We start from the raw sequence: 14017 nt of genomic DNA, 5'->3' as shown, positions 1-14017 counted from the left end.
CAGTATTTGTTGTGTGAGGATTGTATGGCATCAAAATTCCCCAGCCCTGCGCAGGACTATGCGCATAGCCGCATCAGCTTCGATGAGTTGTGCGGCACCCAGCGCCACTCCGTGTATCTCGTTACTGCCAAAGGTGGGGCTATCATGGCCGGAATCCACCCAGGAGCGACGCTAGTTCTAGACCGGGCGCTCACTGCTGTAGACGGCAGCGTCATTCTTGCGTCCGTTGGCGGTGAACTTGTTGTGCGTCGTCTGCGCCTGGTGCCGGTGCGTTGCCTGGAGTATCTCGACGGTTCCGGGAATGTAACGATGATAGATGATGGGGATGATATTGATAGCGATGGTGGCGGTGTCGAAGTGTTCGGCGTGGTCACGTACGCGCTTAACGACATGAGGACGTGCGAGTTTGACGACCTGGTTGTGTGATGGTTTTTACAGTAGGGGCATAGCGGGGGCAAAAAATTACCGCAAAGCAACTCTCGAATATCGGGAGCCAGTTTGCGGTAATGCTTTACTTTTTCAGGTCACTATCAACGGCTAAGCTATTGATCCATAGTGACTGGAATTGATGTAAACTGATGCAAAAAATAGCACAAAGTTTAATCTAATTGTGGATCAATACGTTGAAATATAAATGATTTAATGATTTCATCACGTCCTTTGGCAAGGATCAAGCGTGCGGTCATAATTAAGTATGCTGCCAGATAGAGAAAAAAGAGTGACACACTCTGGGCATCAGCGCAGAGAATGCCTGTAATGAAATCGATCAGGAGCCGATTATGACACAAGTTTGTATTGCCGCGTATGTCTATGGTGTGGTGCAGGGGGTAGGATTCCGCTATAACACCCAGCACCAGGCCACGGCTTTGGGGTTAACCGGTTATGCACGTAATCTGGATGACGGCAGCGTGGAAGTATTGGCCTGCGGCGAGCAACAGGCTGTTGACCAACTGATGGCGTGGCTGAAAAGCGGCGGCCCACGCAGCGCCCGCGTTGACCGTGTGCTGGTGGAGCCGCGTGGGGTTGCCGAATATAAGGGCTTCAGTATCCGTTATTAACCCGTGGCTAGATACACTTCACCGGCTTTGGCAAACCGGCGATTTTGGTCGCCTGTTTGGCCGGGCCTTTCGGGAACAGGCGATACAGGTAGCGGCTGCTGCCTTTCTCTTCGCCGTATTTTTGCGCCATCGCCTTGACCAGCATGCGAATGGCCGGTGAGGTATTAAATTCCTGATAGAAGCTACGCACAAAGCGTACGACTTCCCAATGCGCTTCGCTTAGTTCAATCTCTTCCTGTGCCGCTAACAGTGGGGCCAGCCCTTCGTGCCAGTCGGCGCTGTTTTTCAGGTAGCCCTGGGCGTCAGTTTCAATCGTCTGACCTTCAAACTCCAACATACAGCCTCGGTGATCGGTAATTCATTGCGGGCCACAGTCTAGCAAACTTTTGCTCCGGCAAAAATAAAGCCCCGCATCGCGGGGCTCAGGTCAAAACAAAAGTGCTGTATCAGTTGCTGCGGGCGAAGCCCAGAATGCTCAACAGGCTGATAAACATGTTGTACAGCGAAACATACAGGCTGACGGTGGCACGGATATAGTTGGTTTCACCGCCATGAATGATGTTGCTGGTTTCCCACAGCATGGCACCGGCAGAGAACAGAATAAACAGTGCGCTAATGGCCAGGTGCAGGGCAGGGATCTGCAGGAACAGGTTGGCGATAACCGCCACCAGCAGCACCACGAAGCCCGCCATCATCATGCCAGACAGGAACGACATGTCTTTACGGGTGGTCAGCACATAGGCCGAACAGCAGAAGAACACCACTGCGGTACCGCCCAGCGCCAGCATGATCAGGTCACCCGCGCCAGCGTTCAGGAACGAGCTCAGGATCGGGCCAAGGGCGTAGCCCATAAAGCCAGTGAAGGCGAAGGCCGCCAGAATGCCGGCAGGGCTATTGGCCAGCTTATGGGTCAGGAACATCAAACCATAAAAGCCGACCAGCATTAACAGCAGACCAGGTGCCGGTAAGCCCAGCATGGTGCTGGCGGTTGCGGTCAGTGCTGAGAAGGCCAGCGTTAACGACAGCAGAAAATAGGTGTTACGCAGGACTTTATGCGTGCTTAGCAAAGAGTCGCGCGAGGAGGATGAGACGACAATGCGGTCCATATGATCTCTCTTATCAGGTCATCACAAAATTGATCATGATGATAGTGCAGTGCAAGCCATTGATTAAAGATTGTTTACCATTCTTTACCCTACGTGACTACTAGGGTATTGCTGCACCCCGATTGTTGATTTCTTCATCGGTCAGATTGCAGATGCGGTTTTTTCGTTCGGTTGAACGGTTTCAGGCTTTACAACGGGATCGGCTGTGTTTATAGTTCGCTGCATTACGGAGGGGTGGCCGAGTGGCTGAAGGCAACGGTCTTGAAAACCGTCGACGGGAAACCGTTCCAGAGTTCGAATCTCTGCTCCTCCGCCATTTTCTTGTCTAGCAACCTATCTCGAAGTCTACTGAAGCCAGAGCCAGCAAGGCTTCAGTAGCAAAATCATTATCTCCTCGTCTACTGAAATCAACCCAAATCTACATAGAGTTATGCATAGTTTTGTGTATAGTTTCCTGTTCTACAGGTTCTCTACACATCCGCGAGGAAAACTATACACATGCCGCCGCTTTCCGACCTCCAAATCAGGCGCGCCAAGCCTGAAGCCAAGACCTACAGCATGACTGACGGCTTCGGCCTATCCCTCATCGTTGAGCCAACAGGCTCGAAAGCCTGGCGTTTTCGTTATCGCTTTTCCGGAAAGGCGAAGATGATCTCCCTGGGGACATATCCCTTGACCACCCTAGCGGAAGCCAGAGAAAAACGTGATGAGATGAGAAAACTTGTCGCGTCCGGGCAAAACCCAAGCGATGTGCGCAAAGAGAGCAAGCGGGCGCTGTTATTGGAACAGTCAAACACATTCGAGGCTATTGCCAGAGAATGGTATGGGCGCAACGTTGAGCGCTGGTCTGAGGGGTACAGCAAGGACATGATGAGCGCGTTTGAAAAAGACGTTTTCCCCTACATCGGCCATCGCCCCATTAAAGAGATCAAACCCCTTGAGCTGCTCGATACCCTATCGAGGATGGAAAGGCGAGGCGCTACTGAGAAAGTCCGCAAAGTTAGGCAGCGGTGCGCCGAGGTTTGGAAATATGCCATCATTACCGGCAGAGCCGAATACAACCCAGCCCCCGACCTCTCCAGTGCGCTACAACCCCACAAGCGCGACAATTACGCACACCTTAAAGCAAATGAGTTACCCGAGTTCCTGCATGGCGTAAACGGCTACCGTGGAAGCGAGGTAGTGAAAATAGCGTTAAGGTTGCTGATTATCACCGGCCTACGTCCTGGTGAGCTTCGTGGTGGGTTATGGCGCGAAATAGACATGGATAATGCCATTTGGGAGATCCCGCCAGAAAGAATGAAAATGCGCCGTAGCCATGCAGTGCCGTTATCTAAGCAGGCGGTTGAGCTGCTGCACCGAGTTCACCCGATCAGTGGGCGGGGGGAATTGGTATTCCCTGGCCGGGGAGCTGGCGATAAGTCGATTAGCGAGATGACAATGAACCTCCTGATCCGCCGAATTGGTTACAGCGGGAGGGCAACTGGTCACGGCTTCCGGCACACAATGAGCACCATCTTACACGAGCAGGGTTTTAACACCGCCTGGATCGAGCTACAGCTCGCGCATATCGATAAAAACCGCATAAGGGGCACTTACAACCACACACAGTACCTGGATGGGCGTAGAGAGATGCTGCAGTGGTACGCTGACTACATGGACACTATGGAACGCTCGTGAGCGGCCAGCCAAACGAAAGGATTTCGTCTTACCCCCCCTTGCAAAAGTTTTTAGGTGGTTTTCGGTCTACCCGGTCTACCTAGCCGAGCTCAGTAGCGCGACCAACAGCACCAGTGAAACCCTGGCGGCAACCCCTAAGGCAGTCAAGGCCGTCCAGGATGCCGTTTCAGCCCTTGATAAACTGACCGTAAAAACTGTCAACACTCACAAACCGGATACCGCCGGCAACGTCAAGCTGGGCACGGCAGCGGATGCTGATGTCCAGACGTCGGTAGCAGATTTAACGGTCGGGCATGTTTTGACGGTAGGCAAGGCGTTCGGTCTTGGGCTAGTGCGAACGGACCAAACAGCACTTTCGCTAATGCGCAGTACCAGTGGATATACTGGTTTTACCTGGTCAGCCAACAATGACCCTGAAGCGCCGTCATTCTTGTCTGCTCATGCCAGTATTGGTATTCAAAACCAGATATGGAAGGACTCAAGCGGCCAGAGCTACGTGCTACAAACCGCCTGGCGTGATGGAAAGATAGGTTTTAGAACCGTAGAGGCGAATACGGTAGGGCCTTGGTGTGAGTATTTCCACACTAAAAATCTGCCGACTGCTACACAGACCGGTGCCCTCCCACTGACGGGCGGCACGATGGCCGGTGAAATCAAGTCAACCAGCGCTAATGCCGTGAGGATGATACAGGGGGGCTATGGCGTCATATTGAGAATGGACGCCAACGGTTTTTATATTTTGCAAACCAATAAGGATGACTCGAACGGCAATTATAACGGCAACCGCTCTTTGACAATTGCTAATAATAATGGCGCAGTCACCATAGGTGCTCCTTTTACTGTTAACGACGGTGACTTCATTCGCAAGGATGGTGTAAATACCTATGTGGACAGTGGCATCACCTACCATCAGACCAATGGGGTCACACTGCAGGGCATGGGTGACCAATACGTGCAATCTTATGCGCTGGAAACGGTAGGACAACGCTTTGCCCTGCGCTGGCGAATTCACTCCGGTGGCGTTGATGGTTGGCCAGAGTTCCGCAATGACGGTTCGTTGTACCTCGCGGGCAACTGGCCGGTCATCCAAAACAGCGCAGGTACCACCTGGCACTCCGACGGCAATATTCAGGGGGCATGCTGGGGCGGCGATTACCTGAGCAACTATTTACACAGTGCCATTCTCAACATCGGACAAATATCCGTCAGCGGCACGCAGTGGTGGGTAAAAATGAACGTCAACGGCGGTACGCTGATTGTCCAGGGCGGTTATGCCGAAGTCCAGGATGCGGAAGTGACAGACCGTATTCCGCTGAATATCGCTGTCCCCAACCGTCTATTACATGTTTCCATCACGAACCGAAACTTTGCCCAAGGGTATGCGACGTACAACCCTCAGGTATCAACGTTAACGGATGATAATACTGGGTTTAACTTTGTGCATGGCAAGAAAGAACGCATGATTTATTGGATGGCGGTGGGGTATTAATCATGAATACATACAAATTCAGTGCAACAACAGCCGGTTTCTACCCGGCAGATATGCTCGGGATGTATGAGCAGGCAGGCACGCTACCGGCTGACCTGGTGGACGTCACCGATGAGACGTACAAAACTTTCACCGGCCAACCTCCCGAGGGCAAGCAACGCGGCAGTAAGGGCAACCAGCCCGCCTGGGTCGATATCCCGCCCCCCACGGTAGAAGAAACCCGACAAGGAATGGCATCACGCAAGGCACAGTTGCTGAACGAAGCCTATGCGGCGATGAAGCCATTGGAACTGGCCGTGAAGCATGACATGGCCACGGATGAGGAAAAGGCCAAGCTCGACGCCTGGGAGCGCTACAGCGTGCTGCTGAGTCGGGTTGATACCAGCAAAGCGCCTGATATTGCGTGGCCGGATAGACCGGCGTGATAAAAACCGCGGCGTGGCGGCACATCGCCACCGCCCTAAAACCGGTGAGGTTTTCTTTTCGCGCAGCGCTTTCTGCTCTGCAATCAGTCTAACAGCGATACGGTTCCGTCTGATGCCCATTCTGCCATAAACCCCGCATTTTCAATGGGTACGGGGTTATGTGAAAGCGCAATTTCTATCACAAAACCCAATTCATTGCTCGCCTATTTTGATCGGAAATGTCGATCAATAACATACAATTAATCGAACATGGCTATTGATGATTGATTTTTGATCGTTACAAACGATTGGAAGGTTTTAAAAACCGTTTATATCGTTCAGGCAACATAACAGTCTGAACGGCAGATGTTCTCAATGCTTCCTTGAGCAGGCGTCTGAGCATCGTGCCGGTGAAAAGAGGTACGGTGAATATGAGAAAAATGAGCGAAGTCGGGTATACGTTTCGGCGGCTTTATGAGCAGCTCGTGCAGTTACCAGTGTCGAGGCGCAAAAGGGCCACACCACAGGTACAGCCACGTGTGTCGAAATACCGCGTACGATTGACAATCTGGGTCGCATTCTTGTTACATACGCCTGTGTCCGCTGTACTGGCCGCACAAACCGTATACATGCTCGGGCCAATAGGCCCAGCTGGCAGCATCATAACAGGGGGATCCGTATCTGATTCCAAAGATAAAAATCTTTCATGCTCTTATAGCAGTAACCAGTGTGGACTAGGCGGGGGAATGGGCAACTATGTCTCTAGTACCGACCCGGTATACCTAGGAACTAGCCAATACGGTCCTGGTTCAACCAACCGAGACTCGGGTTATGGCCAGGTGTGGGGGGTACCCGTGGAAGGTAAACCCGGCGTCTATGGAATACACAACCTTGGCAATGACACTTATACCGTACTCGAGGCCGGCTCCGTCACCCTCACCGTGCGCGGCGGAACTGGACAGAATGACGCGTCCACGACCGTCATTCGCATGAATATCGACCCCCGCTACCCAGAACTCTGTTCTCCTGATGTATACTGGTCTGTGTCCGGTGCCCAGACAGCAACAACCGGGGATATAGCCTTCCAACTCGACCCTGGTAGCATATGCGCCGTTAAACAAACCAAACGGCCAGCATACGGGACCCCCGCAAGTAACGACTTAAACGGTAACAAAGCACCTCTCCTCCAAGGCACGGTCACGACCAATACGTATGCCGGTTCCGCTGCTCGCTCCGGCAACTTTGGGACCAACACATCCGCTCCTGGTCAGTTCTTCTTTGCCTCTGATCGAACCTACTCCAGAGGGACACTCGAGCCCATCGAATTGCCCATGAAATTGGTCGCATCAGGATTCACATGCTCTATTGCATCCGAAAACAATGGGATTTCGACTTTCCCGTCTGTCTCCGTGGGGGCTACGGACGTAGCTGGCCCACCTTTAACGATTACCACCACCTGCGACGGCAAAAACTCCTCAGGTGTCGCCATACCCGTGGGTATCAAATTTACAGCATCCGGGGGAGCGTTTACGACTGGTGGGGGTAAGCAAATGCACCATGACTCGCAGAAGTCCTTCTACCTCACTCTCTCAAAGACAGGGAACCCGTCCTGCGATGTGAACACCAATGGGCTCGTCACCTTAGATGGATCAGATACAAATAATGTGGCTACAGTAACGACCGGTCAGACACTCAAAACAGCAACTTATCCCTTACAAATTACACCGGCACTGTGCACGACCGGAAATCTATCTCAGCCACCGGGGCCATACGAAATGCAGGTGACAGCAAACCTTACGTCCTATTAGCGACAATGAAGGGCCTAACAAACGGCCCGGTTCCGCCAATTGACGCGAGCCCAGAATAGTGAGGAATCACAGGAAACTTCGGTGCTGCCCTGGAAAATCACCCTACCTTAAACCCCGCGGCAGATCACTGTGGGGATTTAACGACGCTTACGAAACTTTGCTCAAGGGTATGCAACCTATAACCCGCAAGTCACCACACATTAACGGATGATAATGCGGGTTTTAACTTTGTGCATGGGAAGAAAGAACACATGATTTACTGGAGGGCGGTGGCATATTAATCATGAACACATACAAATTCAGAGCGACAACAGCCGGTTTCTACCCGGTAGATATGCCCGACAGCTACGAACAGGCTGGCACGTTACCGACCGACCTGGTAGATGCCATCGACGAGACATATACCGAATTCACCGGCCAACCACCGAAAGGCAAGATGCGCGGCAGTAAGGGCAAGAGACCCGCCTGGGTCGATAGTCCACCGCCAACGATAGAGGAAACCCGGTAGGGTATGGCGTCACGTAAAGCGCACCTACTTGAAGAAGCCTATGCGGCGATGAAGTCCTTGGAACTGGCTGTGAAGCACGACATGGCCACCGATGAGGAAAAGGTCCAGCTCGACGCCTGGGAGCGCTACAGCGTACTATTGAGCCGGGTAGATGTAGCGAAGGCGGGTAAAGTGAAGTGGCCGGCGATGCCGACAGGGAAGGTTTAACTATTGGGTGGCGGTATGCAGCTGAGTTTTTTGCCTTGCCCTGCATCCCTGCGTACCATCATAGGTTGGTGCGACACCCAAAGCTGGGGCAAAAGAATGTCGCACCGTGTCCTCTACTACGTAAGCGGGCGGAAAAATAAAAACGCAAAATAACCATATCAATAAAAAATAATGAGAAGCACTGCGTATTGTTGAGTCGTGTGACTTTTGAGGTTGTACCTCATGTTACTTGGGCAGAGAGGTCATACAAAATAACAGCAACGTGTTGTCACGTTGCCGAGTGTCGAGAATATTAGTTATTAAGACTAATGACTAAAAAATCATTATCAAAATTAAAGTTAAAATCACTGATGTTGGCAGGATTTCCATCTATACAAAGCATTTCATTTGCGGCAAGCCAGAACATTAGGGCACCAAGGTTTGTCTCTGTTTCACCCATATTGAAAGAGCAAGACAGTATAATTTGCCCTTCATTTTTTCCATCTTTTTTAGTGAAGTTGAAACGGGCTTTAGGGGTGTCAGCATTTCCTTTGCCTAGTGATGTTATGTCACAATACTCATTCGTGAAACCACAAATTGATATTTGTGTTTTTCCTGAATGCAAGTTGAATATTGTTTCTTGTTTTGTTGATGTTATTTCATCCGCATAAACCCATAAATTTGCACTATCTTTTAAACTGTAAATGGTATTTTCATCATGAGTTAAAGTGGCTACTTTTAGCTCTGCATATGATTCATCATTTAATTCAATTGGACCATTGACAAAACAGGTGGTGGCAGAGGTGTTGTTAGCGCTTATAGATAATTTTGCATTATTTTCAAGATTGACAGTTTGGTGCACATCTCCAAAACGGAAATGGTTTTGTAAAGAGTTAATATATAATGTCCCATTAGATTTGATGCTTATGCTACCATCTGTATGAAAATTATAGCATCCTTGGATTTCAAAACTGGCATCTAAATCCTTTGCTCCACCTATTTTTATATTTTGTGCACGGATAATAGCTGATGAGTCTTTCCCCCGAGAGAAATCTAACACAAACCTTCCTGATAGAACCTCAATAACAGAGGATTCATCCCAGTATATAGAAGTGATGTCCTCAGATGGTTTGACTACATACTGGTGGAAACCTGCATTCATTGTGAACGTTTTACCGACAGCCTTGTCAAGGCCATTGATAGTATTCATATTAGTGAATTGTGAACCATATTTCTGACTGTACACCTGATCACTATTTACGTTCCAAGTGAATTTTTCAAACATGCATAACTCCTAATAATGGTTTTTACTGTTAGTGATGAAGTCTATTTTAAATTAGACGTGTGTTATACTCGCAACGGTAAAATCAGCTGTCAATGGCAATTGCCATAATTTTCATACATGAATAATAAAGTAAGTCTAATCATGTACCATGAAAAATGAATGCCAGCCTAGTGCTGAATTTTGCGTTCTAAAAATAGAAAGCCTAGACAACTATGGTTGAGGCTTTCTTCATATTTCGCTTCAATAACCCGATTGAAACCAATCATCCGCACTTTCCCAAGTTTCCTGCAAAATTTCCTCGTTCGCTTCCCTGTCTGCTGGTGTAGCTCTACCTACTGATAGTCCATCCATGCCTGCAAAGCGAACGGTTGCCACTGCGTCAGGAAACTTTCGCTGTAGGCGATTGTTCAGTTCAGTGGTCAGCGCATCGGCGGCACCCTCCGGCAGTTTCTTTTTCTTATCGATAGTCACTTCAACATGCAGCATTGTTAGCGCTTCCAGGGTTGATTTCGGCTAAGCCCAGAGTTGGATTGTCGTTCTGGTGGGAGAAATTCTTGAGGGCATACGGGAAAGAAGGCAGTTTCAAACCCGATCCGATGCATGCACCCTCTAAAAGAGTATTCTAGCCGCTGGTGGTCTTCACCTTTTACCGCAGCATCGACAGCGGATAAGATATCGGCGACTAAATCGTCATATTTCTTCAAAGCAACACCTCATAATTGAATACCGGGTATTCAGATTCATAATCGTCTACTTTTAGCACAATTAGGTAGAGGTGGGTAGAGCGTTAGTAGAGGCAAAAAATTGCCCCTCTACACTGCTTCAAGCCTTGTCCTGTCTGGCTTTGGTCAAAAAGGTAGAGCAGGTAGAGGCGAACTGGCCCCAAAACTTTACACAGGGGGGTATGCAAATAAAATCCATAATCGAGTGTTAAATTTATGGTTGATAAATGAGCTATTTTGCGATGCAGGAGCACTACTCAGGTAAGGAGGAATTCGCTGTGTATAGTCGTGTGTATAATTTAATTTTTAATTATATGTAAAGTGTTATATATCAATTATATAAGTGTTTATTTCGATTCCCTGCTCCTCCGCCATATTATGAATGACCCCAAGCTCAAAAGGCTTGGGGTTTTTCGTTTTGAGCGTTTCTCAGTATGTCATCTAGTATGCCATTGGATGTTGACTGCAGTTGTCCTTGTTTGCCTTGCGTTGGACAGGTAATTGAGTGTTCCGTTATTCACAGCGCGGTCTGCCGGCTCCATTGATGGGCGAGGATGGGAGAGGTAGCAGGAGGTTTGTGTGAGATTGGGAGGCTAATCTGCTCTCCGTCATCATAGTCGCGATGCTAACATCCCTGGAAAATGCTTTGCCACGATGTCATTCATCGTCTCAACCAGCCCCGGTTTCCTAAACGTCAGATGTGCCGAGTCCTTCATAAAGTATTTGATCGAAAAATACTCATCTTCATACACCTTCGCCATCTGCGGATTGGCACGGATATGCTCATAAAGCCGAGTGGTGAGATCGCTACGATTATCAGGCAGCGGCTTGCCATCGAGTAAATGTAACATCCTCTCCAGATCGGCCAGTTGTTCACGCCGATAACTGTGGTTCAGCGTAAATCCCCATTGGTTATAACTCACCAGATTGGTCACGATCACCTTTTTGCCAAAGCGGCACGGGCTGTTGGTTTTGTAATGCCAAGATAGCGACTTGAAGATGTTGATCTCTCGGTATGCTCTGGACAACAGACCAGAGGACGTTGCTTCGCAGTGCATAAGCTAGAGTTACATGTTGATAGTGTTCGGTGTCATCGGTTTGGGTCAGTGCCACGCTCTGCCAGCGAGAGCGGTTCACCATCGCCAATGATCAGATGATCCAGCACACGGATCCCCACCAAATCCAGCGCACTCACCAGGCGATCTGTCAGTGAGCGATCGGCTTCGCTGGACGTGGGATCTCCAGCAGGGTGATTGTGCGCCAGTGCCACCGCAGCGGTCTGGTGGTGTAATGCCTGGATCACGACTTCGCGAGGATAGATAATAAGCCTTGGTTGAAGAAAAAGGATTTCTGCTGCGGCATCCCGTTATACATTGAGTGGCTCAAAATTAAAGTAAGTATCTATGTCTGATAAAGTGACTGGTTTAGTAGAAAGGTTTTATGTAGGGTAAGGTTTTGGTTTTATCTCTCTGGCTGATGGTAGCAAAGATGTCTTCGTGCATTTATCTGCAGTCCAAAGTAACGATTTTAAAATCTTAGATGAAGGGAGGCGTGGAAATTTATATTGAAAATGGTACCAAAGGTTCTTCCGCTGGTAATGATTTCGCGCTTTAACGATCGCTAATTTTGCTAGCGCTGGAGCTAGACATAGCGATGAGGGAAAATAGCCTGAGCAGTTCAGCCAAAGCGATCAAAGCCCGCTCTCGTAAAGCGGGCTTTTTCGTATGGAAAAATCAAGAGTATGATTAAAATGCTAATATTTTTTAAAATCGCTACCTACAGTTGTCTGAGAGAGAGTAAGAGTGCAAATAGATCATGCCCAATCATAGCCAAAAACATCAAGCTAACGACTATTTTCCAACCAAACACCGTGCCCTCGCACCAAAGTCATCAGGTAAAGTTAATGTAAACTTTACATAAATATAAGTCACAGGAAAATAAATTTACACTTCTCATTAGATTTTCTCCCTGTTAGTGCCCTTTAAGCATATTAGCGAATGAAAGGGATTATCCTCATTTTGTTTATGGGCTTTATGGAGGGGATGCGAACAGAAAAACGTGTCAACAAAGTCTGTCACAGCTTTTCGGGTTCTGCCTACGGCCAGAGCAGACTACCAATGCGGACAGTGAATCTGAACGTTAGCTATGAGTAAACCTCAAAGGCCAGTTATTGTGCATCAAATTCAACCAACTGGACGTTGTTGTTTTTTTATTCATATATTTCAATTGGATACTGATTTGTGTGTTTGGTTTATTCAACTTTATTTTTCCCGGCAATCAATCTGTAAGAACAATCCTAGTCTGATTTAGACTCTGATTTAACGGATTTAGCTATCATTGGTATCTTTTGGATTGTAATATTTTTCACAGCGAACCAGGGATGGCGGGCAGCAGACTAGTAAAAGACGTGCATTACAGTTCCTGTCACAAGAGTAGCGAGATAAGGGCAATGATGCCTGCACTATGATAACTACGCAGGAAAATGTAGTTTATTTAACTAAAAAACATGCAAATTATGTTGTATATGTATCAATGATAATTTCAGTTTGTTTTCAGGAGATAGTATTGATTTGATGCATAAAATGCAGTGTAAGATCTTTCATGAATTGCATAAAGCAGAGTAAAAAACCATTTTGTTCACGAGGCGTGGGTTTAACTTCTTTTATTCAAATCAATTTGAAAAGTCGTATTTCATAGCCTTAAAATAGGTCCGCTTAATCAGGATGCATGGCGTAGGGTATGACGGTGCGCGTTGTTTGAGGTTTTACACATGGGGAAAAGGACTTTACACGGCTATCGCATTGGTTGCGATATCTATGTGGATATACGGCATAAATGCCTGGTCTATAAGGTTTCTGATAAAGATAAAGAAGCCTCTGGCATCAAAGTAGTGCATTTAAGAAAAACCATGATGCAATTATTAATCTACATCCTGGATAATGCGCAACAACACATTATCCAGGATGAAGATATCATGCTAAATGTTTGGGATGCTCAAGGGTTGTGTTCCTCCAGACAACGACTATGGCAAGTCATCAATACACTGACTCAAAAGCTTTGCGCTTTTGGTATTCCCGCTCACTTTATTGTGCGCGTGAGAGCTCAGGGTTACATTGTTGATAAAGAAATCATCACATTAATTTATGGTGAAAAAATGTAAGAGAAAGAATCCTGATGTTAAGCAATGGAACTCAAGGTATGATTACTATAATTTCTGATGATAACTATTTTGTATTGGGAGCTGATGCGTTGTTGAAGCAATCAGGATACCAAGTGGCCATCATTGATATACATAAACTTAATTACCCTGTTAACTCGCAGCAGAACGACATCATTCTACTGTCATCTAACGATAGAAACTTGATCCATAATGTGCTGCTGTTTGCCGGGATTGAGAACAGGCGTGTCATTCAAATGATTGATGGACACACGCCATCCGATATGTGGGCTGATGGTGTTCTGTCAAAAAAAACGGCGACACATGAGTTTCCACGCATCATAAAATACATCTTGAATCTGAAGGTAAAGGACTGTTTGAAAGATCTGACGCTTCGTGAGGTGGAGATCATGGATAAATTATTAAAAGGTAAAAAAAACCATGCCATCTCCAGAGAAATGCGAATATCTGAAAAAACTGTCAGCGCCCATAAGTTGAATGCATTAAAGAAGCTGGGTCTCACGGGATTAAATTCACGGGCCATACTGATCTACGGAAGCTATCAGAACAGGCTACAAATGCAAAGATCTCATTAACCGGTTGTCAATGTTTTT

The 14017-nt window shown here is 47.8% G+C and carries 13 protein-coding genes, 1 tRNA gene and 3 pseudogenes; 11 read left to right on the top strand and 6 right to left on the bottom strand.

Going from position 1 to position 14017, the window contains the following annotated elements; translation table 11 throughout:
• Window positions 1-24: 24 nt before the first annotated feature.
• Both A6U95_RS16520 and yccX read left to right on the top strand, forming a co-directional pair.
• Window positions 25-426: a S24 family peptidase gene (locus tag A6U95_RS16520; protein WP_065685244.1), complete on the top strand. Its 402-nt coding sequence runs from the start codon at window positions 25-27 to the stop codon at window positions 424-426.
• Between the two features lie 353 nt (window positions 427-779).
• Entirely contained in the window at window positions 780-1058 is a 279-nt protein-coding gene (gene yccX, locus A6U95_RS16515) for an acylphosphatase (protein ID WP_021181988.1), read from the top strand.
• A 7-nt stretch (window positions 1059-1065) separates the two neighbouring features.
• Here the strand turns inward: yccX and tusE are convergent, their stop codons facing one another.
• Window positions 1066-1395, bottom strand: coding sequence for a sulfurtransferase TusE (gene tusE / locus A6U95_RS16510; protein WP_024485653.1), 330 nt, complete (start codon window positions 1393-1395; stop codon window positions 1066-1068).
• Window positions 1396-1504: 109 nt separating this feature from the next.
• Complete coding sequence (gene yccA, locus A6U95_RS16505; protein WP_021181987.1) at window positions 1505-2164, bottom strand: FtsH protease modulator YccA; 660 nt, start codon at window positions 2162-2164, stop codon at window positions 1505-1507.
• A 228-nt stretch (window positions 2165-2392) separates the two neighbouring features.
• On the opposite strand from yccA, the gene A6U95_RS16500 reads away from it, so the two are divergent.
• The 6 genes from A6U95_RS16500 (at window position 2393) to A6U95_RS16470 (ending at window position 8260) form a co-directional block, all read left to right on the top strand.
• Window positions 2393-2480, top strand: a tRNA-Ser gene (locus A6U95_RS16500).
• 182 nt (window positions 2481-2662) lie between these two features.
• Complete coding sequence (locus A6U95_RS16495) at window positions 2663-3844, top strand: integrase arm-type DNA-binding domain-containing protein (protein ID WP_065685243.1); 1182 nt, start codon at window positions 2663-2665, stop codon at window positions 3842-3844.
• On the top strand, window positions 3783-5333 hold the full coding sequence (locus A6U95_RS31530) for a phage tail protein (protein WP_074423364.1): 1551 nt from the start codon (window positions 3783-3785) through the stop codon (window positions 5331-5333). The genes A6U95_RS16495 and A6U95_RS31530 overlap by 62 nt, the downstream gene beginning before the upstream one ends.
• Window positions 5334-5335: 2 nt before the next feature.
• Window positions 5336-5758, top strand: coding sequence for a tail fiber assembly protein (locus tag A6U95_RS16485; protein WP_065685241.1), 423 nt, complete (start codon window positions 5336-5338; stop codon window positions 5756-5758).
• A gap of 2070 nt (window positions 5759-7828) precedes the next feature.
• Entirely contained in the window at window positions 7829-8053 is a 225-nt protein-coding gene (locus A6U95_RS16475; RefSeq protein ID WP_065685239.1) for a hypothetical protein, read from the top strand.
• 3 nt (window positions 8054-8056) lie between these two features.
• Window positions 8057-8260, top strand: a complete 204-nt coding sequence (locus tag A6U95_RS16470; RefSeq protein WP_065685238.1) for a tail fiber assembly protein — start codon at window positions 8057-8059, stop codon at window positions 8258-8260.
• Between the two features lie 292 nt (window positions 8261-8552).
• On the opposite strand, the gene A6U95_RS16465 is transcribed toward A6U95_RS16470, so the two are convergent.
• From A6U95_RS16465 to A6U95_RS16450, 4 genes and pseudogenes are all read right to left on the bottom strand, one after another.
• Window positions 8553-9524: a hypothetical protein gene (locus A6U95_RS16465; RefSeq protein WP_065685237.1), complete on the bottom strand. Its 972-nt coding sequence runs from the start codon at window positions 9522-9524 to the stop codon at window positions 8553-8555.
• A gap of 240 nt (window positions 9525-9764) precedes the next feature.
• Window positions 9765-10010 carry a DinI-like family protein gene (locus tag A6U95_RS16460; protein ID WP_198927302.1) on the bottom strand — a complete coding sequence of 82 codons (246 nt, stop codon included), beginning with the start codon at window positions 10008-10010 and terminating at the stop codon, window positions 9765-9767.
• An 847-nt stretch (window positions 10011-10857) separates the two neighbouring features.
• A pseudogene (locus A6U95_RS16455) lies at window positions 10858-11253 on the bottom strand (DUF4942 domain-containing protein); the annotation flags it as partial.
• A gap of 83 nt (window positions 11254-11336) precedes the next feature.
• Window positions 11337-11567: pseudogene (locus A6U95_RS16450) on the bottom strand (JAB domain-containing protein); the annotation flags it as partial.
• An 82-nt stretch (window positions 11568-11649) separates the two neighbouring features.
• Here A6U95_RS16450 and A6U95_RS30710 point away from each other — a divergent pair.
• The 3 genes and pseudogenes from A6U95_RS30710 (at window position 11650) to A6U95_RS16440 (ending at window position 13999) form a co-directional block, all read left to right on the top strand.
• Window positions 11650-11860 (top strand): annotated as a pseudogene (locus tag A6U95_RS30710) (cold shock domain-containing protein).
• A 1156-nt stretch (window positions 11861-13016) separates the two neighbouring features.
• On the top strand, window positions 13017-13406 hold the full coding sequence (locus tag A6U95_RS16445; protein WP_065685236.1) for a hypothetical protein: 390 nt from the start codon (window positions 13017-13019) through the stop codon (window positions 13404-13406).
• 14 nt (window positions 13407-13420) lie between these two features.
• Window positions 13421-13999 carry a LuxR C-terminal-related transcriptional regulator gene (locus A6U95_RS16440; protein ID WP_083196396.1) on the top strand — a complete coding sequence of 193 codons (579 nt, stop codon included), beginning with the start codon at window positions 13421-13423 and terminating at the stop codon, window positions 13997-13999.
• Window positions 14000-14017 lie beyond the last annotated feature (18 nt).

The organism is Serratia sp. 14-2641, assembly GCF_001692375.1.
Lineage (GTDB): Bacteria > Pseudomonadota > Gammaproteobacteria > Enterobacterales > Enterobacteriaceae > Chania > Chania fonticola_C.
Note: the sequence above shows the minus strand (reverse complement) of the source record. Positions and strands in the feature narration are given on the sequence as shown.

Coding starts and splice junctions, on each gene's coding strand:
- A6U95_RS16520 (WP_065685244.1), top strand. CDS start 25: ATGGCATCAAAATTCCCCAGCCCTGCGCAGGACTATGCGCATAGCCGC.
- yccX (WP_021181988.1), top strand. CDS start 780: ATGACACAAGTTTGTATTGCCGCGTATGTCTATGGTGTGGTGCAGGGG.
- tusE (WP_024485653.1), bottom strand. CDS start 1,395: ATGTTGGAGTTTGAAGGTCAGACGATTGAAACTGACGCCCAGGGCTAC.
- yccA (WP_021181987.1), bottom strand. CDS start 2,164: ATGGACCGCATTGTCGTCTCATCCTCCTCGCGCGACTCTTTGCTAAGC.
- A6U95_RS16495 (WP_065685243.1), top strand. CDS start 2,663: ATGCCGCCGCTTTCCGACCTCCAAATCAGGCGCGCCAAGCCTGAAGCC.
- A6U95_RS31530 (WP_074423364.1), top strand. CDS start 3,783: ATGGGCGTAGAGAGATGCTGCAGTGGTACGCTGACTACATGGACACTA.
- A6U95_RS16485 (WP_065685241.1), top strand. CDS start 5,336: ATGAATACATACAAATTCAGTGCAACAACAGCCGGTTTCTACCCGGCA.
- A6U95_RS16475 (WP_065685239.1), top strand. CDS start 7,829: ATGAACACATACAAATTCAGAGCGACAACAGCCGGTTTCTACCCGGTA.
- A6U95_RS16470 (WP_065685238.1), top strand. CDS start 8,057: ATGGCGTCACGTAAAGCGCACCTACTTGAAGAAGCCTATGCGGCGATG.
- A6U95_RS16465 (WP_065685237.1), bottom strand. CDS start 9,524: ATGTTTGAAAAATTCACTTGGAACGTAAATAGTGATCAGGTGTACAGT.
- A6U95_RS16460 (WP_198927302.1), bottom strand. CDS start 10,010: ATGCTGCATGTTGAAGTGACTATCGATAAGAAAAAGAAACTGCCGGAG.
- A6U95_RS16445 (WP_065685236.1), top strand. CDS start 13,017: ATGGGGAAAAGGACTTTACACGGCTATCGCATTGGTTGCGATATCTAT.
- A6U95_RS16440 (WP_083196396.1), top strand. CDS start 13,421: ATGTTAAGCAATGGAACTCAAGGTATGATTACTATAATTTCTGATGAT.